Origin of the sequence: Pelagibacterium lacus, from assembly GCF_003345525.1 — a bacterium.
Classification (GTDB): domain Bacteria; phylum Pseudomonadota; class Alphaproteobacteria; order Rhizobiales; family Devosiaceae; genus Pelagibacterium; species Pelagibacterium lacus.
The window spans coordinates 163,457-184,087 of sequence record NZ_QQNH01000001.1; the positions used below are offsets into that span (position 1 = coordinate 163,457).

General features: G+C 67.4%; 19 protein-coding genes. 3 read left to right on the top strand and 16 right to left on the bottom strand.

The window, feature by feature from the left end:
- On the top strand, nucleotides 1-747 hold the full coding sequence (locus DVH29_RS00805) for an ABC transporter ATP-binding protein (RefSeq protein WP_114644245.1): 747 nt from the start codon (nucleotides 1-3) through the stop codon (nucleotides 745-747).
- Complete coding sequence (locus DVH29_RS00810; RefSeq protein WP_114644246.1) at nucleotides 740-1,426, top strand: ABC transporter ATP-binding protein; 687 nt, start codon at nucleotides 740-742, stop codon at nucleotides 1,424-1,426. Before DVH29_RS00805 ends, DVH29_RS00810 begins: the two co-directional genes overlap by 8 nt.
- Nucleotides 1,427-1,445: 19 nt before the next feature.
- Here DVH29_RS00810 and DVH29_RS00815 read toward each other — a convergent pair whose 3' ends face one another.
- The 6 genes from DVH29_RS00815 to DVH29_RS00840 form a co-directional block, all read right to left on the bottom strand.
- Complete coding sequence (locus DVH29_RS00815; protein WP_147275965.1) at nucleotides 1,446-2,216, bottom strand: IclR family transcriptional regulator; 771 nt, start codon at nucleotides 2,214-2,216, stop codon at nucleotides 1,446-1,448.
- A 216-nt stretch (nucleotides 2,217-2,432) separates the two neighbouring features.
- Nucleotides 2,433-3,395 carry a Bug family tripartite tricarboxylate transporter substrate binding protein gene (locus DVH29_RS00820; RefSeq protein ID WP_114644248.1) on the bottom strand — a complete coding sequence of 321 codons (963 nt, stop codon included), beginning with the start codon at nucleotides 3,393-3,395 and terminating at the stop codon, nucleotides 2,433-2,435.
- Between the two features lie 147 nt (nucleotides 3,396-3,542).
- Nucleotides 3,543-4,445, bottom strand: a complete 903-nt coding sequence (locus DVH29_RS00825) for a hydroxymethylglutaryl-CoA lyase (RefSeq protein WP_114644249.1) — start codon at nucleotides 4,443-4,445, stop codon at nucleotides 3,543-3,545.
- Nucleotides 4,442-6,454 (bottom strand): acetyl/propionyl/methylcrotonyl-CoA carboxylase subunit alpha, encoded by a 2,013-nt coding sequence (locus DVH29_RS00830; RefSeq protein ID WP_114644250.1) that lies wholly within the window; start codon nucleotides 6,452-6,454, stop codon nucleotides 4,442-4,444. Before DVH29_RS00830 ends, DVH29_RS00825 begins: the two co-directional genes overlap by 4 nt.
- Nucleotides 6,451-7,248 carry an enoyl-CoA hydratase-related protein gene (locus DVH29_RS00835; protein ID WP_114644251.1) on the bottom strand — a complete coding sequence of 266 codons (798 nt, stop codon included), beginning with the start codon at nucleotides 7,246-7,248 and terminating at the stop codon, nucleotides 6,451-6,453. Before DVH29_RS00835 ends, DVH29_RS00830 begins: the two co-directional genes overlap by 4 nt.
- Before the next feature lie 2 nt (nucleotides 7,249-7,250).
- Nucleotides 7,251-8,858, bottom strand: a complete 1,608-nt coding sequence (locus DVH29_RS00840; RefSeq protein ID WP_114644252.1) for a carboxyl transferase domain-containing protein — start codon at nucleotides 8,856-8,858, stop codon at nucleotides 7,251-7,253.
- 118 nt (nucleotides 8,859-8,976) lie between these two features.
- Between DVH29_RS00840 and DVH29_RS16150 the strand changes: the two genes are divergently transcribed.
- Nucleotides 8,977-9,570, top strand: a complete 594-nt coding sequence (locus DVH29_RS16150; protein WP_158541510.1) for a TetR/AcrR family transcriptional regulator — start codon at nucleotides 8,977-8,979, stop codon at nucleotides 9,568-9,570.
- On the opposite strand, the gene DVH29_RS00855 is transcribed toward DVH29_RS16150, so the two are convergent.
- The 10 genes from DVH29_RS00855 to DVH29_RS00900 form a co-directional block, all read right to left on the bottom strand.
- Complete coding sequence (locus tag DVH29_RS00855) at nucleotides 9,567-10,895, bottom strand: LLM class flavin-dependent oxidoreductase (protein WP_114644253.1); 1,329 nt, start codon at nucleotides 10,893-10,895, stop codon at nucleotides 9,567-9,569. The genes DVH29_RS16150 and DVH29_RS00855 overlap by 4 nt on opposite strands.
- A 39-nt stretch (nucleotides 10,896-10,934) precedes the next feature.
- Entirely contained in the window at nucleotides 10,935-12,128 is a 1,194-nt protein-coding gene (locus DVH29_RS00860; RefSeq protein WP_147275967.1) for an LLM class flavin-dependent oxidoreductase, read from the bottom strand.
- A 122-nt stretch (nucleotides 12,129-12,250) separates the two neighbouring features.
- Nucleotides 12,251-13,579 carry an NtaA/DmoA family FMN-dependent monooxygenase gene (locus DVH29_RS00865; protein WP_158541511.1) on the bottom strand — a complete coding sequence of 443 codons (1,329 nt, stop codon included), beginning with the start codon at nucleotides 13,577-13,579 and terminating at the stop codon, nucleotides 12,251-12,253.
- 11 nt (nucleotides 13,580-13,590) lie between these two features.
- A complete protein-coding gene (locus DVH29_RS00870) occupies nucleotides 13,591-14,199 on the bottom strand; it encodes a glutathione S-transferase family protein (protein WP_114644256.1) in 609 nt (202 codons plus the stop codon).
- Nucleotides 14,200-14,208: 9 nt separating this feature from the next.
- Nucleotides 14,209-15,177 carry a flavin reductase family protein gene (locus DVH29_RS00875; RefSeq protein ID WP_147275968.1) on the bottom strand — a complete coding sequence of 323 codons (969 nt, stop codon included), beginning with the start codon at nucleotides 15,175-15,177 and terminating at the stop codon, nucleotides 14,209-14,211.
- A 15-nt stretch (nucleotides 15,178-15,192) separates the two neighbouring features.
- Entirely contained in the window at nucleotides 15,193-16,686 is a 1,494-nt protein-coding gene (locus DVH29_RS00880; protein ID WP_114644258.1) for a class I adenylate-forming enzyme family protein, read from the bottom strand.
- A 28-nt stretch (nucleotides 16,687-16,714) separates the two neighbouring features.
- A complete protein-coding gene (locus tag DVH29_RS00885; protein ID WP_114644259.1) occupies nucleotides 16,715-17,854 on the bottom strand; it encodes a MaoC/PaaZ C-terminal domain-containing protein in 1,140 nt (379 codons plus the stop codon).
- A complete protein-coding gene (locus tag DVH29_RS00890; protein WP_114644260.1) occupies nucleotides 17,851-19,074 on the bottom strand; it encodes a CaiB/BaiF CoA transferase family protein in 1,224 nt (407 codons plus the stop codon). The genes DVH29_RS00885 and DVH29_RS00890 overlap by 4 nt, the downstream gene beginning before the upstream one ends.
- Before the next feature lie 12 nt (nucleotides 19,075-19,086).
- Entirely contained in the window at nucleotides 19,087-20,229 is a 1,143-nt protein-coding gene (locus tag DVH29_RS00895) for a thiolase family protein (protein ID WP_114644261.1), read from the bottom strand.
- A complete protein-coding gene (locus DVH29_RS00900) occupies nucleotides 20,226-20,603 on the bottom strand; it encodes a Zn-ribbon domain-containing OB-fold protein (RefSeq protein ID WP_114644262.1) in 378 nt (125 codons plus the stop codon). The genes DVH29_RS00895 and DVH29_RS00900 overlap by 4 nt, the downstream gene beginning before the upstream one ends.
- Between the last annotated feature and the right edge of the window lie 28 nt (nucleotides 20,604-20,631).

Here is a 20,631-nt window from a genome sequence, read left to right on the forward strand (position 1 = left end):
ATGATCGAACTCAAGAACCTGGAAAAATCCTTCGGGGGCAAGAAGGCGGTGGCCGGGGTGACCTGTTCCTTCGAGGAAGGGCGCATCACCGGGCTGATCGGGCCCAATGGGGCGGGCAAGACCACGGTGTTCAACATGATCACCGGCCTCATCAAGCCCACGGCCGGCAGCGTGCTGGTCAACGGGCAGGACATCACCGGGCTGCGGCCGCACAAGGTGGCGCGGATGGGCATCGCCCGCGGCTTCCAGCGCATGCGCCTCTTTCACGCGCTGACGGCGCGGGAAAACGTCATGGTGGCCCTGCCCGCCGTGTCGCACCACCTCATCCCGGCGCTCATGAGCACGGGCCGGAAAAAGGCGGCGATGCGGGCCGAGGCCGACGGCTTTCTCGAAAAGGTCGGGGTGGCGCATCTGGGGGAGCGCAAGGCGAGCGAATTGTCCTATGGCGACCAGCGGTCGGTGATGCTGGCGTGCCTTCTCGCCTCGGGGGCGCGCATCCTGATGCTGGACGAACCGACCGGGGGCATCGACCCCACCTCGCGCGAAAAGGTGCTGCAACAGATCATCGGGCTGCGCGAGCAGGGCCATACGATCATCCTCGTCGAGCACAATCTCGACGTGGTGCGCGGCGCCTGCGAGACGGTGTTCTTTCTTGCCGAGGGCCGCGTGCGCGCTTCGGGCACACCGGCCGAGATCGAAGCCGATCCGCAACTGACGAAAATCTATTTTGGGGCTGGCCATGCTTGAGGTCGACAAGCTCACGGTGCGCTTCGGCGCCGTGACGGCGTTCGAGGACGTCGATATCAAAATCTCCGAGGGCGAGATCGTCGGCCTGGTCGGCCATAACGGGGCGGGCAAGACGACGCTGTTCCGCGCCATTTGCGGTCTCGAAGCCGCCGAGAGCGGCACGGTCAAGCTCGGCGGCGAGGTCGTCACCGGCGAGCGCGCCGACCGCATGGCCAGGCGCCAGCTGGCCTTCGTGCCGCAGGGCAAGGCCATTTTCGGGGAAATGAGCGTGGCGGACAATCTGCGCCTCGCCCGCTCGGCGGCGACCGGACAGGGGCTGTCGGAGGAGCGCCTGTTCGAGATCTTCCCCATACTGAGGGAGAAGCAGGCCGAGTTCGCGCGCTCGCTCTCGGGCGGGCAGCAGCAGATGCTGGCCCTGTCGCTGGCGCTGGCGCGGGGGCCCAAGATCATCCTCCTCGACGAGCCCTCCACGGGGCTGGCGCCGGTGCTGGTGCAGAACGTGTTCGAGATCGTGCGCCAGCTCAACGCCGAATTGCGCACCACCTTCCTCATCATCGACCAGAATGTGGAGATGCTGCTGCGCCTGGCCGACCGCACCTATGTGCTCAAGGCCGGCCGCATGGTCTATGACGGACCGTCCGCGGAGCTCTCGGGCGCGGCGCTGTGGTCGTATTTCTGACGCCAGGGGCCGGGAGCGGTCAGCTTCCGGTCCCGATATCGCTGGAAACCACGCGGGCGCAGGCCATGACCATTTCGGCCAGGGACTGCTCCTGCGCGGGGTCGAAGCGCTGGTCGGGGATGGTGAGGCAGATGGCGCCGAGCACCGCACCGCCGGGGCCGTACACCGGGGCGCCGAGGCCGACCGCGCCCCTGATGCGCTGCCCGCGCGTGCAGGCATAGCCGGCGCTGCGGATCGCCGCGAGATTTTTTCGCAGGGCGGCGGGATCGGTGAGGGTCTGGTCGGTCACCGCCCAGACGCCGCGGTCGATGATCGCGTCGATCTCGTCGTCGGGAAGGAAGGCCATGATCGACTGGCCGGAGGCACCCGCAAAAACCGGCTTCCAGCTATTGAGCTCGATGATGTACCGCAACTCATGCGGAGAATCGAGCGCCTCGACGAACATCATCTGCTTGCGCTCGCTGTCATAGATGCACAACAGCACCGTCTCGCCGCATTTTTCGGCCAGCCGGGCCATATGCGGCAGGGCGATCTTGCTGATGGTGATGCGCGAGGCCGCGATGCGGCTGATGCGGATGAACTCCAGCCCGAGGGAATAGCGCGAGGTGGCCGGGTCCTGATGCACGAAGCCGGAGTCGACCAGGGCATTGAGCAGGCGGTGGGCGCTGCTGGGAGAGACGTTGAGGGCGCTGGCCAGCTCGCGGACGCCCACATCGGACGCGTCGTCCTCGACCAGCCATTTGAGCGCCGCCAACGCCTTGGATATCGGATCCCTGTCCTTCTTTGTCACAAGCAAGCCCCCATCTTCTGCGGCGCCAAACCGCAGCCATAGTACTGCGTATAACGAAACACGTGTTTCAGCGAGTTAGCCACAGCCACCTGCCATGTCAACCGGCAGGCCAGCCGCACTATAGTAGGGGGCAACCGAAAGCGTTGAAAAGCTATATTGGCAGGGCGGGGCTTTATAGGACCGCTGGACAGCACAACACTGCCCAGCGGCCGGCGATCATTCGAGGGTGATGTTGGCGTCCCGGATCACCTGCTCCCAGCGGGCGTTCTCGTCGACCAGCTTTTGGGTCAGTTCCTCGGGCGTGCTGGGGGAGATGCGCATGCCCAGCTCGTCGATGCGCTGCACCACGGCGGGGTCTTCCAGCGCCGCGTGGAAGGCGGCGTTGAGGGCCGCCACGATCTCGGCATCGGTCCCCAGCGGGGCATAGACCCCGAACCAGGCGCCGACCACGAGGCTGTCCTCGCCCTCTTCGACCATGGTGGGCGTATCGGGCAGACGGTCCATGCGCTCGGAGCCCAGGGTCACGATGGGCCGGATCTGGCCTTCGGCGACATATTGCTGGATGGAATTATAGGCGGTGATCATCACCGGAACGTCGCCATTGAGGACGTTGGGGATGGCGGCGCCGTCGCCGGCAAAGGGCACGTGGCGCATCTCGAGGCCGGTGGCGGCCTGATAGAGCTCCATGGCCAGATGGCTTTCGCCGCCGAGGCCGGCCGAGGAATAGAGGTAGCGGCCGGGTTCGGAGCGCACCAGTTCCTCGAACTCCTCATAGGTCTGGGCGGGGAAATCGCCGGTCACCGCGATCAGCAGATCATTGGTGATGAGGGTGGTGATGGGCTCGAAATCGGCGATGGGATCATAGGTGATGTCGGCCAGATGCGGCGTGATGGTCATCGGGCTGCCATTGGAAAACAGCACGGTATAGCCATCGGGCTGGGCCTGGGCCACCGACGACACGCCGACCTGGCCATTGGCGCCCGGACGGTTCTCGACGATGACCGACTGGCCGAGCGCCCGGCCCATGGGCTCGGCAATCAGCCGCGCCGTCGCATCGAGCCCGCCGCCGGCCGCATAGGGCACGACCAGCGTGATGGTCCGGTTAGGGAAATCCTGCGCATGCGCAAGACCTGCGGTGAAAAATACGGCCGCCGCGACCAGTGCTCTGTGTGCGAGCATCGACAATCTCCTCCCTGGAGTTTCCTTGTACGGATCATTTGTTCTATAAAACGAACGGGCTGTCAACCAGGCTTCGAACGCAAACCAGCCCCTTTGCGCCAAATTTCGCTGGCGCAAAGGGGCCGGAACGGGGACAGGATTGGGCTGTCAGGCGTAGGCGGCAGGGCGCAGGGCGCGGTGGACGCGGGACACCGGATTGCGGCCGATGGCAGCGGCGACGAATTCGGCGGCGTCGAGCAGCTTTTCGAGATCGACGCCGGTTTCGATGCCCATGCCATTGAGCATATAAACCACGTCCTCGGTGGCGACATTGCCGCTGGCGCCGGCGGCATAGGGACAGCCGCCGAGCCCGCCGGCGGCGGCGTCGACCACCCGCACGCCCTTTTGCAGCGAGGCATAGATATTGGCGAGGGACTGGCCATAGGTATCGTGGAAATGCACCGCGACATGCTCGATGCCGATGGCGTCGGCGGCCCTCTCGACGAGGCTCGCGGCGCGGTCGGGGGTGCCGACCCCGATGGTGTCGCTCACCGCAATCTCGTAGCACCCCAGCTCCCGTAGCGCTACGGTCACCGCAACGACCCGCGCCGGGTCGACCTCTCCCTCATAGGGACAGCCCAGCGCGCAGGAGACATAGCCGCGCAGGCGGATGCCGGCGGCGCGCGCCTTGTCGGCCACGGGCCGGAAGCGCTCGATGGATTCGGCGATGGAGCAGTTGATGTTTCTTTGCGAGAAGGCTTCCGAGGCAGCGGCGAACACGGCCACCTCCCCGGCCCCGGCGGCCAGCGCCGCGTCGAACCCCCGCTCATTGGGCACCAGGACGGGGAAATTCCTGCCAGGCCGTGCACCGAGGCCGCGCAGCACCGCGTCGGTGCCGGCCATTTGCGGCACCCATTTGGGCGAGACGAAACTGCCGGCCTCGATGGTCTCCAGCCCCGCCGCCAGCAGGCGCTCGATGAAGGCGATGCGGGTTTCCGGCGAGAGATGGGCGGCCTCGTTCTGAAGACCGTCGCGCGGACCGACCTCGACGATGCGGACCCTGTCGGTCATGACGCGTCCGCCTCGAATTCGGCGAGGGTTTCGCCCTCCTCCACCAGATCGCCCACCCGGCAATTGATGGCGACCAACTGGCCATCGGCGGGCGCGCGCAGGGTGTGCTCCATCTTCATGGCCTCCATGACCAGCACCGGGGCGCCGCGTTCCAGCCGGGCGCCGGGCTCGGCGAGAATCTGCTGCACGATACCCGGCATGGGGGCGCGGAAACTGCCAGCGGGATCGGACGCCGCCTCGTGCCGGCCGAGGGGATCGACCCAGTGCAGGCGCCGGCGGCCGCGCGGGGTGACCAGTTCGACCACACGCTCGGACCACAGCGCACCGATGGCTTCCTTGCGATCGCCCAGAAAGACGTCGATGCGGCCATCCTCGCGCAGGGTCCAGCCCAAGGGCGCGACGGCGCCGTCCCATTCGAGCTCCAGCCCCGAGCGGGCATAATGCAGCACGGCCTCGTGGGTTTCCGTCCCGTCCTCGAAATCGAGGCGGCGGCGCCGCGTTGCGCCCAGCGTCCAGCCATCGCCCCGGTTCCAGGGCGAGGCCGTTTCGGACGCCGCCTCGGCTTGTTCCCGGGCCAGGACGGCGCTGGCCGCGGCGGCAAGGTCGGCGGCGGCGATGGGGGCTTGCGGCGCGAGGAGGTCGGCCAGTTCGCGCTCGATGAAGCCGGTATCCATGGCGCCGGACCGCACCTCGGGCCGGCCGACCAGCGCCCGCAGAAAGGCGATATTGGTCTTGACGCCGGCCACCTGGAAGGCGTCCAGCGCGGCGGCCATGCGGTCGAGGGCCGCCTCACGGTCGTCGCCGCTGACGATGAGCTTGGCGATCATGGGATCGTAATTGGCGGTGATGGTATCGCCGACGCGGAAGCCGCTGTCGATGCGCAGGCCGGGACCGGGCTCGGGCTGCCGCCATTGGCTGATGGTGCCGGTGGCGGGCAGGAAGCCGCTTTGCGGGTCCTCGGCATAGATGCGCGCCTCGATGCTGTGCCCCTGGCGCACAATCTTGTCCTGACCCAGCGGCAGGGCCTCGCCGAAGGCGACGCGCAATTGCCATTCCACCAGATCGAGCCCGGTGATCATCTCGGTCACCGGATGCTCGACCTGCAGCCGCGTGTTCATCTCGATGAAATAGAAGCCATCGTCATTGGCGACGAATTCCACCGTGCCGGCGCCGGTATAGCCCACCGCCCGGCCGGCGGCGCGGGCCGCCTCGCATATGGCTTCGCGCTGGCTCTCGTCGAGGCGGGAGGACGGGGCTTCCTCCAGCACCTTCTGGTGCCGCCTTTGCAGCGTGCATTCGCGCTCGAACAGGGAGACCACATTGCCGTGGTGGTCGCCGAAGATCTGCACCTCGATATGGCGCGGGCGGGTGATGAATTTCTCGATCAGGACGTGATCGTCGCCGAAGCTGGCGCTGGCCTCGCGCTTGGCGGCGGCCACCGCCTCGGGCAGTTCGGCGGCGCTGTCGGCGATGCGCATGCCCTTGCCGCCGCCGCCCGCCGACGCCTTGACCAGCACCGGATAGCCGCAGGAATCGGCGGCCCGGCTCAGGGTTTCGATGTCCTGCTCGCTGCCGTGATAGCCGGGGACGAGGGGCACGCCCGACGACGCCATCAGCGCCTTGGCGGCGGATTTGGACCCCATGGCCTCGATGGCCGCGACCGGCGGGCCGATGAAGACGAGGCCTGCTTCATCGCAGGCCTTGGCGAATTCGACGTTCTCGGACAGGAAACCATAGCCGGGATGGATGGCCCCGGCGCCACTGGCCAGCGCCGCGCCGATGACACGGTCGATGCGCAGATAGCTGTCGCGGGCGGAAGGGGGCCCGATCAGCAGCGCCTCGTCGGCCAGCGAGACGTGCAGGGAATCGCGGTCGGCCTCGGAATAGACGGCGATGGTGCGCAGCCCCATGCGGCGGGCGGTGGCGATGATGCGGCAGGCGATCTCGCCGCGATTGGCGACGAGCAGGCTGGAAAAGCGGTGCGGCGCGGTCTTGGGGGCCTGGGTCATTGCGCGTCTCCGGGCGCGGTCCAGTTGGGCGGGCGGCGGGCGAAGAAGGCGGCGAGCCCTTCGGCGGCCTCCTCCCCGGCGCGGATGTCGGCGATGCGCTCGGCGGTCAAGTCGGTGAGCGCGTCGGTGATGGGGCGCAGGGCGACGTCGCGCACCAATTGCTTGGCGGCCATGCGCGCGCCCGGCGCCGTCTTGTCGAGGGCGGCGAGCACGGTTTCGACGTGCGATTGCAACTGGTCATCGGGCACCACCTCGTGCAGCAGGCCGATGCGGCGGGCTTCCTCGGCGCCGAAAATCTCGGCGGTCTGGAAATAGCGCCGCGCCGCCCGCGCCCCGATGGCGGCGATCACGAAGGGGCTGATCGCGGCCGGGATGAGGCCGAGCCGGACCTCGGAGAGGGCGAATTTCGCGCTGGCCGATCCAATGGCGATGTCGCAGCAGGCCACCAGCCCCACCCCGCCGCCAAACGCCGCGCCCTGCACGGCGGCGATGGTGGTCTTCGAGGACCCGTCGAGCTTGCGCATGAGCCCGGCCAGGGCCTGCGCATCGGCGTGGTTGGCGGCCCGGTCGGCCTCGGCGGCGCGCTTCATCCAGTCGAGATCGGCGCCGGCGCTGAAGCTGGGACCGGCGGCGGCCAGCACCAGGGTGCGGATCGCGGGGTCGGACTCCACCCGGTCGAGCGTGGCGGTGAGCTCGGCGATCAGGTGCTCGTCGAAGGCGTTGTGCTTGCCGGGGCGGTTGAGGACGATCCACGCCACTCCGGGCTGGCGATGATCGAGCAGCAGGTCTGTCATGGTCACATCCTGAACACGCCGAACCGGGTCGGCTCGATGGGGGCGTTGGTGCCGGCGGCCAAGGCAAGGCCGAGCACGCGGCGGGTGTCGGCCGGGTCGATGATGCCATCGTCCCAGAGGCGCGCGGTGGCGTAGTAGGGGTTGCCCTGGGTCTCGTACTGCTCGCGGATCGGGGCCTTGAAGGCCTCCTCCTCTTCCGCCGACCAGGAGCCGCCGGCCTTCTCGATGCCTTCGCGCCGCAGGATGCCGAGCACCGAGGCCGCGGTTTCCCCGCCCATCACCGCGATGCGGGCATTGGGCCACATCCACATGAAGCGGGGCGAATAGGCGCGGCCGCACATGCCGTAATTGCCGGCGCCATAGCTGCCGCCGATCACCACGGTGTATTTGGGCACGCTGGTGGTGGCCACCGCCGTCACCAGCTTGGCGCCGTCCTTGGCGATGCCGCCGGCCTCGTATTTGCGCCCGACCATGAAGCCGGTGATGTTCTGGAGGAAGACCAGCGGGATGTTGCGCTGGCTGCACAGCTCGATGAAATGAGCCCCCTTCTGGGCGCTTTCGCTGAACAGCACGCCGTTATTGGCGACGATGCCCACCGGGTGGCCCCAGATATGGGCGGTGCCGCAGACGAGGGTGGTGCCGAACAGGGCCTTGAACTCCTCGAACTGCGAGCCGTCGACGATGCGGGCGATGACGTCATGGACGTCATAGGGGGTGCGCAGGTCGGAGGGGATGACGCCGTAAAGCTCCTCCTCGGGGTAGAGCGGGGCGCGGGGCGGGACGATGTTGCGCCCCGAGGGCGCCGGCAGATTGGCCGCAGCGACGAGGTCGCGGGCGATGCCGATCGCGTGGTGGTCGTCATGGGCGTAGTGATCGGTCACCCCGGACTGGCGGCTGTGCACCTCGGCGCCGCCCAGATCCTCGGCGGTGACGATCTCCCCCGTCGCCGCCTTCACCAGCGGCGGGCCGCCGAGGAAGATGGTGCCCTGGTCGCGCACGATGATGCTTTCGTCGCACATGGCCGGGACATAGGCACCGCCCGCCGTGCACGAGCCCATGACGATGGCGATCTGGGGAATGCCGGCCGCCGAGAGGCGCGCCTGATTGTAGAAGATACGCCCGAAATTGCGCTCGTCGGGGAAGATCTCGTCCTGCTGCGGCAGGAAGGCGCCGCCCGAATCGACCATGTAGATGCAGGGCAGACGGTTGTCGAAGGCGATGTCCTGGGCCCGCAAATGCTTCTTGACGGTCATCGGGTGATAGGTGCCGCCCTTGATGGTGGCGTCATTGGCAACGACCATGCAATCGCGGCCGCGTATCCGGCCCACCCCGGCGATGATGCCGGCCGAATGCACCTGCCCGCCATAGAGCCCATGGGCGGCGAGCGGCGCGATCTCGAGAAACGCCGTGCCTGGATCGAGCAGCAGATCGATGCGCTGGCGCGCCAAAAGCTTGCCGCGGGTGGCGTGACGGGCCCGCGCCTCGGCGGAACCGCCCATGGCGGCGCTCTCGAGCTCGCCGCGCAACCGGTCCACCAGCGCACGCATCGCCGCGGCATTGGCGGCAAACTGGGGGGAACGGACCTCAACTCCACTGGGCAGGACGGGCATGGCGCCTCCACACGCGATAAAAGAAACGGTCAACCGTTTGTTTATTGTCCATAGACCCCTCCCTGATGCTATGCAAGTGCAATGTGAGCGGCGCTATCGGGTTGGAAGGAACACCAAGTTGGTTCGGACGGTGGGTTCAGACGGGGCGAAAACCGAGGAGAACATCCGCCGCGCGGCCATTGCGCTGATCGCGCGGGATGGCTTCAAGGCGGTGACCCTGCGCGAGATCGCGACGGCGGTCGGCATCCAGGCCGGCTCGATCTACCGCTATTTCCCCAGCAAGGACGCCCTGCTCTACGAAATCCTCAGAGAGCACATGACGCAATTGCTCGACGCCTGGGCCGAGGCGGCGCCGGCGGGGGTTGCGCCCGAGCGCGAATTGCACGCCTTCGTCGCCTTCCATATCCGCTACCACATGGGCAAGCGGGACGAGATCTTCATCTCCAATATGGAGCTGCGCGGCCTGGCGGACACCCATCGCGGCGAAATCTTCGCCCTGCGCCGCCAATATGAGACGATGCTGGCCGACATCATCGCCCGCGGCCAGGCCGCAGGCCGCTTCCGGCCGGGCGACGCGCTGGTGATGGCCTTCGCCATCCTCGCCATGCTGACCGGTATCTTCACCTGGTACAGCGACGACGGCAAACTGAGCCTCAGCGAGTTGTCCGATCTCTATATCGCCATGGTCGATGGCGGCCTGGCGCCGGATTAGGGCGCGGGGAAAGGTTGGGGGGCGGCGCCGAGGTTTTCGCGCAGGGTCGTGCCCTCATATTCGGTGCGGAACAGGCCGCGGCGCTGGAGTTCGGGGACCACTAGCTCGCAGAACTCCTCTGCGCTGTGCGGCAGCATGGGCGGGCAGATGTTGAAGCCATCCGCGGCGCCCTGGGTGAACCATTCTTCCATGGTGTCGGCGATCTGTTCCGCGCTGCCCACCACCACGCGCATGCTGCTGGCGGCCGCGACGCGTTCGTAAAGCTGGCGGATGGTCAGATTGTCCTTCTGCGCCATGTTGTAGAGCCGCTGGGCGTCGGAAACCATCTCGACATCGGCCGGCGGCGGCGGCACGGGGCCGTCGAGCGGATAGGCCGACATATCGCCCAGCTGGCGGTAAATCTGCTGCAGGCCGATGGCCGGGTCGATCAGCGCCTGGAGTTCCTCGAACTTGTCGCGCGCCTCCTGTTCGGTGCGGCCGACATAGGGCGAAATGGCCGGCATGATCTTGAGCTCGTCCGGATGGCGGCCATAGCGGGGCAGCATGGATTTGAGCGAGGCGTAGAAGGCCTTGGCCGGCTCGATGTCGACATTGCCGGTATAGACCATGTCGGCATAGCGCGCCGCGATCTCCTTGCCAGCATCATTGGCGCCGGCCTGGGAGATGATCGGCCGGCCCTGCGGGGTGCGCGCCGAGCTCAGCGGCCCCTGCACCTTGAAATGCTTGCCCACATGGTTGAGTACATGGCGCTTGGCGGGATCGTAGAACACGCCCGATGCCTTGTCGCGGACGAAGGCGTCGTCCTCCCAGCTGTTCCACAGGCCCGCCACCACATCGACGAATTCGGCGGCGCGCTCATAGCGGGTGTCATAGTCGAAATGCTGGTCGCGATTGAAGTTGCGGGCCTCCTCGTCGGACCATGAGGTGACCACGTTCCAGCCGGCGCGCCCGCCGCTGATATGGTCGAGCGAGGCGAATTTGCGCGCGATGTGGTAGGGCTCGTTATAGCTGGTCGAGCCGGTGGCGACGACGCCGATATGGGAGGTGCGGGCCGCAATGGCGGTGAGCAGCGTGATGGGTTCGAGCTCGACGTTCTGGCTTGAGCGGCAAAGCGAGCCGGCCGGCTCGTCGCGCTGACGCACCGCGACGGAATCGGCGAGGAAGACGAGGTCGAACTTGGCCGCCTCGGCGATCTGCGCCGATTTGAGGAAATGGTGGAAATCGAGCGCCCCGCCGGGGTCCATGTCCTCATGCCGCCAGGCGGCGAGATGATATCCCAGCCCCCTGATGGAAAGCCCCAGCCGCATTTGCCGTTTACGCGTCATCGTTCGTCTTTCTCGTCCCTGGCTCTGTCCAACCGGCGGCTATTGCGCCGACTTGCGTTCCCATTTGGCGATCTCGCGGTTCACGCCCTCGACCCGGGCCGCATAAAGCTCCTCGCGCTTGCCCTCGGCCCAGTCGAAGGATTGCTGGCGGCCGGCATTCATCTCCTGGAAATGCGGCACCACATGGTTGGCGATCAGCTCATAGGAGCGCTTCTTCTGGGCGAAATCGGCCCAGTTGGGCGTGAGGTCGAGCCAGCAGCCAAAGCCGCCCGAACGCTCCCAGAGCTTTTCGATATGGGCGATGAGATCGTCCGGGGTGCCGATCACCGCCGTGCCGGTCTCGAGGAAGGCATCGATCATCTCGTCGGGGGTCTTCTCGCCGATATCGGGGGCGAAAGCCTTGAAGGCCGGCGACAGGCGCAGATATTTCATCCAGTCGCGAATGCCGTAATGCACGTCCTTGCGGGCCTGCTCGCGCGTCTCGGCGATATGGACCGGGCCGGCGATGCGCCAGCGCGACCGGTCGGGCGTATTGCCGTATTCGGCGCAGGCCTCGGACCAGTGGCGCCAGGTATCGCCGAGGAAATCGGTGCCCGGCTTGGCGGCGATGCCGAGGGTCAGGAGCCCACCATTATATTTGCCCGCCGCGCGGGGACCCGAGGGGGTGCCGGTGGAGGCAATGGTCAATTCGGGATGCGGGCGGGTGAAGGGGCGCAGCTGGGCGCGTGCTTCGCGGAGAACGTACTGGTCGGTGGTCTTGGAGACCACCTCGCCCTTCATGAGCCGGAGCACGAGGTCGAGGGCTTCGTCGGTCTTGGCGCGAATCTCGGTCTGCTCGAGGCCCAGGGAATAGACATCAGTGGCGAGGGACCCCGCCCCTGCCCCGAACATCAGGCGGCCGCGCAATTGATGGTCGAGCTGGATGATCCGCTCGGCGATCATGAAAGGGTGGTGGAAGGGCATGGAGACGACGCCGGTGCCGAAGCGGATGCGCTTGGTGCGGGCGGCGGCTTCGGCGATGAACAGCTCGGGCGAGGCGATGATCTCAAGGCCGCCGGAGTGATGCTCGCCGATCCACGCCTCGTCGAAGCCGAGATGGTCGAGATGCTCCATGAGCTGGAAATCCCGCTGCAGGGCCAGGGTCGGATTGTCGTCCAGATTGTGGAAGGGCGGCATGAAGACGCCAAACCGCAGGTCGGACTTCGAGGTTTCTTTTACGTGCGGGCTAGTCAATCCGCTTCTCCCTAGGCATACGTTCTATATAACAGAACATCCGTTCTTCTCCAAGCTATAAAGGCTGGCCGGTGAAGTCAAGACGTTGCGGCCACCCAAGAGCGCCGGGCGGCCGGATCGGTTCATTCTTCCATCATGCGTTCGCGCAGGGTCGGCCCGGCGAGGTCGAGGGCGGAGCGGCCGGCTTCGCGCTCGAGGATGGGGATGACCAGATTGCCGAATTCGTCGGCCGATCCGGGCAGGTGGATGGGCGAGATCATGAAGCCGTCGCCGCCGGCCTCCTCCATCATGTCGAGCATCCAGCGCGCCACGCGCTCGGGCGAGCCCACCACCTGAGGAAAGCCGACGCTGCCGGCGTGGCGCTGGGCCGCCTCGCCCACGGTCAGCGCCGCGCCATCGCCGCTGGTGTCGGCATAGGCGTCGAGAATGCCCTGCACGCCCGGCACGTCGATGGCGCGCAGGGGCCGGTCCGGGTCCTCGCCGGACAGATCGACGCCCAGATGGCCAGAGAGGTAGAAGATGCCGGCCTCGAGCGGCACGAGCGATTGATGGAAGGCGGCCTTCTGGCGCGCGATCTCATCGGTCTCCCCGACGATGGGCTGCATGCCGAACAGGATCTTGATGCGGTCGGGATCGCGCCCGGCCTCGACGGCGCGCTTGCGCATGTCGTCGCGAAAACTCTTCATCTGCGCCGCGCTGCGGCAGATGGCGAAGATGACGTCGGCGTTCTGCGCCCCGAAGGCGCGGCCGGCCGGGGACTGGCCCGCCTGGATGATCAGCGGGCGACCCTGGGGCGAGCGGTGCACCTGCGCCGGGCCGCGGCTGCGGAACCATTTGCCGGCGAAATTGATCTCGCGCACCTTGGTTGGATCGGCGAACGTGCTGCCGGCGGTGTCCGAGACGATGGCGTCCTCGTCCCAGCTCTGCCACAGCCGGTTGCAGACCTCGATGTATTCGCCGGCATAGGCGTAGCGTTCGTCATGGGCCAGGAGGTCGTCATAGCCCAGGTTCTGGCCCTCGCTCTTCAAATACCCCGCCACAACGTTCCAGCCGGCGCGGCCGCCCGAAAGGTGGTCGAGGGTGGCCCAGGCGCGGGCGCCGACAAAGGGCGGGACGGCGAGCACGGACTGGGTGGCGGCAAGGCCGATGCGCGAGGTCACCGCCGCCATGGCGGGAAGGATCTGCAACGGATCGAGGCGCGGCGCCTGGGCGGCGTAGCGGACCGCATCGTCGTGGCGGTCGGCATGGCCGAGATTCATGCCGTTGGAATCGGAAAAGAAGATGAGGTCATAGCCGCCCCGCTCGGCCGAGCGGGCGATGTCGAGCCAGAACGGCACCCGGTCCCAGGGCGAGCGGTTGTGCTGGGAGGCGGACAGCGGATGGCGCCAGCTCCCAAGGCTGTGCTGGGTCACCGAACCGGACAGGAAAAGGGCGAGGCGAATTCTTTTCATGATCCTGCTTTCTAGCTTTGGCCAGGGTGCGCAGTCGCCCTCATGGATGGACGCGCATCCTGCTGAGCGAACCATGCGGCGGCGGCCGGCGCCCTGGCGCGCCAGTCGAGGTCGGGGAAGCGGAAGTCGAGATAGCCCAGGAGGCAGGCGACCGAGATGCCGCCAATGTCCCAGGCAAGCGTGGGGGCGGCCCGCTCGAAGGCCTCGATGGCGGCATTGAGCTTGGCGCGGTGCCCCTCCTCCCATTCGCGCCATCGCAAGGGGGCCGGGCGGGCCACGGTCTCGTAACGGACCAGTTGCGCGGCCTCGGTGGCGCCATCGGCGAGGGCCTGCAGGGACAGCGCCGCCCAGCGCGCTTCGCCGCCGGCGGGCACGAGGCCCTGTCCGGGGCGCAGGCTGGCCAGGTAGTCGACGATGACGCCGCTGTCCTGGAGCACCTGGCCGCTATCGAGCAGCACGGGAATGCGCGAGAGCGGCGCGAGGGTCATCAGCGCCGCATCGGGCGCGACGGGGGCGGGCGCGGACGCGACGAGCGCGATCCGGTCGGCGAGGCCCAGCTCGTGGGCGCTGACCATCACCTTGCGGACATAGGGGGAATTGGGGGAATGATAGAGACGCATGGGAGCTTCCTATTGCCGGGTGAAGACATCGGCGCCCACGATGGCGCGCAGGGTGCGTTCGGTGATGGCGAACTCGTCCTCGGGGATCGACGACAAGAGCTGCCCCTCGATGGCGAGGGTGGCCTCGTAGAGCGCGTCGAGGGCCTGGGACCCGCTCGGGGTCATGGTGAGGACGGCGGCCTGGCCCACGGTGAGGAAGCCTTTCGCGCAGAGGCTCGCCACGGCGTCCTCGGCGGCGATGCGGTCGAGGAAGGTGATGGGCTGCAAGGTATCGAGCGAGCGCGAGGGATAGGCGGAGACGGCGCTGAGGACGCGGCTCTCGTTGAGGTCGAGATGCTCGCTCGCGCGCGCGGCGGCCATGGCCTCGCGCATCCGGTTATAGGCGCGGTTGAGCAGCACGATGAAATAGCGGTGCAATATGGTGCTGCTCTGGGGGTGATCGTCCTTGAAGCGCGTTGCGGGATGCTCCACCGCAGCGGCGTAGCGCCCGCGCTCGAAGACGAGGGCGGCGGTCTCGCTGCGCCGGTAGCGCTCCACATGGCCGACCATGATCAGATGGTCCCCGGTCGGATGCTCGACCTCGCGCCGGCATTCGAGGACGGCGGCGGCGCCGTCGAGGATCGGCGCCCCGCCGGCGCCCTCGGAAAGGGTCACGCCGTCGAACTTTTCCGGACCCGATTTGGCGAAGCGCTGCGACAGCTCGATCTGGTCGGCGGCGAGGATGTTGATGGCGAAATGGGTTGCCCGGGTGAACACGTCATAGCTGGTGGAATTGTTCTGCAGCGACCAGAGCACCAAAGGCGGCGTCATGGAGACCGAGGCGAAGGAATTGGCAGTCACCCCGACCATGACGCCATCGGCGCTGGCGGTGACGATGGTGACGCCGGTCGCGTATTGGCCGAGGCAGCGGCGGAAGGCGCGCGGATCGGCGAGCGGATCGCCCATATCGACGGATGGCGAAGCGTTCTGGTCACTCAAAAGACTATCCTCCAGTTAGCCGGCATTGCGCAGCAGGGCGCGGCAGGCGGCGAGGTCGACCTTCTCGCTGCCCAGACGCGGCAGCTTGTCGACAAAGGCCATGGCGCGCGGAATCTTGAACCCCGCCAGCGCGCGGCGGCAGGCGGCTTCCACGTCGGCGGCGGCGACGCCGGGCCGCGCCGGCACCAGCACCGCCGCGATGCGCTGGCCGAGGCGGGGATCGGGGAGGCCGAGCACTACGGCATCGGAGATTTCGGGCATGTCGAGCAGTACGGCCTCGACCTCGGCGGGGTAGACGTTCTCGCCCCCGGTCTTGATCATGTGGTCGTCGCGGCCGAGGAAATGCATCTGCCCATCGGCGTCGAAGCGGCCCAGATCGCCGGTCGGCTGCCAGCCGCCCTCGAGCGGCGGGCGGACCCTCACATAGTCCCCGTCCCAATAGCCGGGCGAGACGCCATCGCCGCGCACCACGATCTCGCCGATGTCGCCGGGCGCCGCCAGCCGTCCGGCCGCGTGGTCGTAGACGGCGACCTCGGAGGCGTTGGTGTTGACCTTGCCATGGGTGTCGAAGCGCCGCTTGTCGCGGTCGAGGAGGTTGTAAGTGAACCCGCCCTCGGTCCGGCCCCAGCCTTGCAGGAACACCCCGCCGATGCGCTTTTCATACAGGGTGATGGTCTCAGTATCGACATTGTGGCCGCCGCCCCAGGTGAAGCGGACCGCCGAATCCAGCCCCGCAAAGGCGCTGGCGGGCGCAGCGGCGATATCGACCAGTATGGTCGAGACCATCTGCATATAGGTGATGCGTTCCGCGGTGAGGATGGAGAGGAAATCGGCCAGATCCCACTTTTCCAGCAGCACGATCTTGCAGCCGGCAAAGAGGGCGTTGCAGAGAACATTGAGGCCCGCGATGTGAAAGAGCGGCGAGACGACGAGGGCGGCGTCGTGGATGGAGAGCTTGAAATGGTCGGCCATGCCGCCGGCAATGGCCAGGCGCACCCCATGGGTGTGGATGGCGGCCTTGGGCATGCCCGTGGTGCCGGAGGAATAGATGATATTGGCGATGTCGTGCGATTGCCGCCCGAGCATGGGGAAGTCGTCGGGCATGGTGTCGAGCAGGGCCAGAAGGCCCGCCGCGCCATCGACGACGATGGTATTGTCGGCATGGGGCGCCGCGACGAGGCCGGCGCGGTCTTCGGTGACGAGGACCATGGCGGGCCTTGCGTGATCGAGCACGCGGGCCAGATCGGCCTCCTGCAGCCGGGCATTGACCGGCAGGAAGACGGCCCCGGCCTTGAGAGCGCCGAGAAAAGCGATGACCATTTCCGCCCGGTTGGTCATGAAGGTGGCGACGCGGTCGCCCGGCCTCACCCCGCGCGCGGCGAGCAGGCTCGCAAAGCGGCTGGCGGCCCGGTCGAGCCCGGACCAGGTGAAACGGTGGCGCTTGTCGACCAGCGCGATTTCATCGGGGGCGCTGCGGGCGCGCATTTCGAGGAAAACTGCAAAATTCATGTCCGACGATCCTCCCTGGCCGGCTGTGTCATGGTGCGGGGCGGTGGAGTTCCACGGTGGCGGTTCCGGTGGCGGTGGTCTCGCCGAGCTGGTTTTCCGCCCGCAGCGCGATTTCGATCAGATCGGCCCCGCCCTCCTCGGACAACGCCGAGACGGACGCCTTGACGAAGGTGGTATCGCCGAAGATCACCGGCGCCTTGATGCGCACCGAGGCGGCGCGCAGCAGCGCATCGTCGCCCATCCAGTTGGTGACGGCGGTGATCATGAAGGCGGTGCGCTGCAAGCCGTTGTCATAGACCCCCGGCATGCCGGCGGCGGCAGCGGCGGCCGGATCGGTATGGCCCATGGAGGCCGTCAGCCCCTCGGAGAAATATTCCGGCGACAGCGTATTGGGCAGGCGGTCGGGCGCGTTGAGGGCGAGGTCGCGATAAAGCCAGCGCATCTTGGTCGATTTATAGCCCGCCGTGCCGATGGCGCCGGCGTAATAGGTGGTCATGTCGATGGGCACCAGAGGCCCGCGCGCGATGGTCGGCAACTGCATGCCGACCGCGACCTCCGAGACTTCGAGCCATCCCGAACCCCGGCGGTATTCCTCCATCACCATGCGCTCGATGGCAGCGAATTCCTGCTCGGTATAGCGGTGCGGGGGGCGCGGGGCAAAGGGCATGCCGCCATTGCCGTCCCGCTTTTTGGCGACGCGGAAGGTATGGGCCTCGAGCCGGGCCAGTCGTTCCCCCGCAAGGGTGCGGTATTCGGTGCGCCCGCTCTGGAGGATCATGCGCTCGACGCGCTTGCCGCCCACGTCGCGGGCGCCCGACACCGAAGCGCTGGCGGTTATGGCCTCGCCGAGCCGCACCGGCCGGTCGAAGCTCCAGTCGGCGCCGGCATAGAACCAGGAATAGCCCGGAAGGCCCGGGGCCACGACGCCGTCGAAGATGGAATAGAGGAAGGTCGGCGGCGCGATGATCCCCCCATGGCGCGTGGTGCGGGCATAGTCGGGATCGCTCCACAGCGGATTGTCGTCGCCGATGCCATGGGCGTAATGGCGGATGGCGTCGCGGGTCGCCTCGTGGTTCCACTGTTCGACGCGCAAGGGCTCGCCGATCCGCGCATGCAGCTCGGCAAGGGCGCGTCGGGTGTCCTCATCGGGGGCGGTCGCCTCGCTCATCGTCCGGCCACTCCCCCTGCCCCTGCCACGACAGCGCCCTGGGCGGCGAGGCGGTCGACATCGGTGTCGGAAAGGCCCAGCACCCCGCCCAGTATGCGCCGCGTATCCTCGCCCAAGGCGGGCGGATAGCCGGCGGCGGGCGCTGCGCTATCGGAAAAGCGCAGCGGATTGCCGATGGTGCGCACGCTGGCGCCATCGTCGCCCTCCATCTCGACGATCAGCTCGCGATGCAGCACCTGGGGATCGGCCATGACCTGATCGAGGGTGTTGACGACGCCGGTGGGGATGCTTTCGGCCTCCAGCAGCGGCAGCCACTCCTCCACCCTGCGGGAGAGGAAGGCGGCTTCGAGCTCGGGGAGCAGCACGTTGCGGTTCTCGAAGCGTTCGAGGTTGGTGGCAAAGCGCGGGTCGGCGAGCAGGTCCTCGCGGCCGAGCACCCGGCACAGGCCCTGCCACATGCGATCGGTATTGGCGGTGACCACCAGCTCGCCGCCGCCCGCGGCGCGAAAGCCGCGATAGGTGGGAATGGAATCATGGGCGCTGCCCTGATGGCCGGGGACCTTGCCGGAGAACAGATAATAGGCGGCCTGGTAGCTGAGCATGGCCACCTGGCAATCGAGCATGGAAACGTCGATATAATCGCCCCGCCCGCTCTCGCCGCGCCGGTAGAGCGCCGACGAGATGGCGATGGCGGCATACATGCCGGCCGAAAGGTCGCCGATGGGGATGCCGGCCCGCACCGAGGCGCGGCCGGGCTCGCCGGTCATGCTCATGCCGCCCGACAGCGCCTGCACGATCATGTCGTAGGCCGGCTTGTCGCGATAGGGCCCGTCCTGCCCGAAGCCGGAAATCGAGCACCAGACGAGGCGCGGGTTCTCGGCGCGCAGTTCGACGTGGTCGAGCCCGAGGCGCGTCAGCACGCCGGGGCGGAAATTATCGACGACCACGTCGGCGGTGCTGATCAGATCGCGCGCGATTCTTCGGCCCTCGTCGGATTTGAGGTTGATGCAGACGCTCTGCTTTCCACGATTCACCGACATATAATAGAGGCTGTCCGCGCCAATGAAATGGGGCGGGATGTGCCGGGAGAGATCCCCCTCGGGGGATTCGATCTTGATCACCTCGGCCCCCAGATCGGCGAGGATCTGGGTGCAGTGGGGACCGGAGAGGAACTGGGTCAGATCGATGACCCGGATGGCGTCGAGCGGCGGAAGCTGCATGGTCCGGGCCTCCTAGCGCGCATAGATGTGGATGGAGCAGGCCCCGTGATCGAAGCCGGCGATGCCGCCGCCGGTCGCGTGGCTGAGGCCGATCCGGGCGCCTTCGACCTGGCGCTCCCCGGCTTCGCCGCGCAATTGCCGCACCACTTCGACGGCCTGGGCGGCGCCGGTCGCGCCGATGGGATGGCCCTTGGCCAGAAGCCCGCCCGAGGGGTTGACGACCACCTTGCCGCCAAAGGTCGAATGTCCCTGTTCGAGGAAGGCCCCGGCCTCGCCGCGGGCGCAGAAATCGAAGGCTTCGTAATAGATCAGCTCGGCGATGGAAAAGGCATCATGGACTTCGGCAAGATCGACCGCGTCCGGGCCGATCCCGGCATGCTCCCAGGCCTCCGCCGCGCCGCGCCGGGTGATTTCGGGCGTGGTGAGGTCGCGGAAGCCGGGGGTATATTTGCCCGAGGTAAGGTCGGAAGCGAGGATGCGGACCGGATCGGTGCGGAATTGCGGGGCGACCTTGTCCGAGCAGATGATCAGCGCCGCGGCGCCATCGCCGGCCGGGCAGCACTGGAGCAGGGTCAGCGGCTCGGCGATGGGGCGCGAGGCCAGCACCTCCTCGACCGTGGTCTCCTTGCGCATCTGGGCGTCGGGATTAAGCAGGCCGTGCCGGCGGTTCTTGACCGAGACGAGGGCGAGCTGGCGATCGGTGAGGCCGAATTCGTGCATGTAGCGCTGGGCGCGCATGGCGTAGAGGGCCGGCATGACCATGCCGTTGCTGACCTCCCAGTCCTCCTCTTCCAGCGGCAGGGTGCCGCCGCCGAACTTGGTGAGCTTTTCGACGCCGATGACCAGGACGACATCATACTGGCCCGAGCGCACGCTGCTGACGGCGTGATGGAGGGCGGTGGAGCTGGCCGAGCAGGCGTTTTCCATATTGGTGATGGGGATGCCGGTGAGGCCGATGCGCCCCAATATGCGCTGGCCCGACATCATGCCGCCAAAGGCGGTGCCGCAAAAGGCGGCCTGCACGCGGCGCGGATCGATGCCCGCATCGTTGAGGGCCTGTTTGACGGCGGGCCATGCCAGATCGGCCAGGGAGCGCTCGGGGAACTTGCCGAACGGCACCATGCCGGCGCCGACAACCGATACTCCTGTGGTCATTTCGCATCTCCCACGGCCTTGAAGACAAGCTGGGTCCGCGGCTCCTCGACGGCCTCCCCGCTGACGATCCCGGTGGAGGCATAGACGGCGGCGCCGACGCCCAGCCCTTTGGGGTCGAGATGGGAGAACACCCGCACGCCATTGGAGAGGTCGACATAGCCGATGGTGTAGGGCAGCCGCCATTTCTTGGGCGCCGCATGGACGGTGGAATAGGCATAGACCGTGCCGGTGGTGGGCATATCGGCTTCGGCGACCTCGTCCTCGGCCATGCAGATGGGGCAGACGGCCTGGAACGGATAGGCCATGGCGCCGCACGCCGTGCAGTGCATGCCGACGAGCCGGACCTCGGAACTGGGGGACATCTCTGGGTTCATCAGCGCTATCGCTCTTAGTGTTCTTTTT

Bases quoted from the DNA above. Each gene is read 5' to 3' on its own strand.
- DVH29_RS00805 (WP_114644245.1), top strand. From the start codon at position 1: ATGATCGAACTCAAGAACCTGGAAAAATCCTTCGGGGGCAAGAAGGCG.
- DVH29_RS00810 (WP_114644246.1), top strand. From the start codon at position 740: ATGCTTGAGGTCGACAAGCTCACGGTGCGCTTCGGCGCCGTGACGGCG.
- DVH29_RS00820 (WP_114644248.1), bottom strand. From the start codon at position 3,395: ATGCTCGCACACAGAGCACTGGTCGCGGCGGCCGTATTTTTCACCGCA.
- DVH29_RS00825 (WP_114644249.1), bottom strand. From the start codon at position 4,445: ATGACCGACAGGGTCCGCATCGTCGAGGTCGGTCCGCGCGACGGTCTT.
- DVH29_RS00830 (WP_114644250.1), bottom strand. From the start codon at position 6,454: ATGACCCAGGCCCCCAAGACCGCGCCGCACCGCTTTTCCAGCCTGCTC.
- DVH29_RS00835 (WP_114644251.1), bottom strand. From the start codon at position 7,248: ATGACAGACCTGCTGCTCGATCATCGCCAGCCCGGAGTGGCGTGGATC.
- DVH29_RS00840 (WP_114644252.1), bottom strand. From the start codon at position 8,858: ATGCCCGTCCTGCCCAGTGGAGTTGAGGTCCGTTCCCCCCAGTTTGCC.
- DVH29_RS00855 (WP_114644253.1), bottom strand. From the start codon at position 10,895: ATGACGCGTAAACGGCAAATGCGGCTGGGGCTTTCCATCAGGGGGCTG.
- DVH29_RS00865 (WP_158541511.1), bottom strand. From the start codon at position 13,579: ATGAAAAGAATTCGCCTCGCCCTTTTCCTGTCCGGTTCGGTGACCCAG.
- DVH29_RS00870 (WP_114644256.1), bottom strand. From the start codon at position 14,199: ATGCGTCTCTATCATTCCCCCAATTCCCCCTATGTCCGCAAGGTGATG.
- DVH29_RS00880 (WP_114644258.1), bottom strand. From the start codon at position 16,686: ATGAATTTTGCAGTTTTCCTCGAAATGCGCGCCCGCAGCGCCCCCGAT.
- DVH29_RS00885 (WP_114644259.1), bottom strand. From the start codon at position 17,854: ATGAGCGAGGCGACCGCCCCCGATGAGGACACCCGACGCGCCCTTGCC.
- DVH29_RS00890 (WP_114644260.1), bottom strand. From the start codon at position 19,074: ATGCAGCTTCCGCCGCTCGACGCCATCCGGGTCATCGATCTGACCCAG.
- DVH29_RS00895 (WP_114644261.1), bottom strand. From the start codon at position 20,229: ATGACCACAGGAGTATCGGTTGTCGGCGCCGGCATGGTGCCGTTCGGC.
- DVH29_RS00900 (WP_114644262.1), bottom strand. From the start codon at position 20,603: ATGAACCCAGAGATGTCCCCCAGTTCCGAGGTCCGGCTCGTCGGCATG.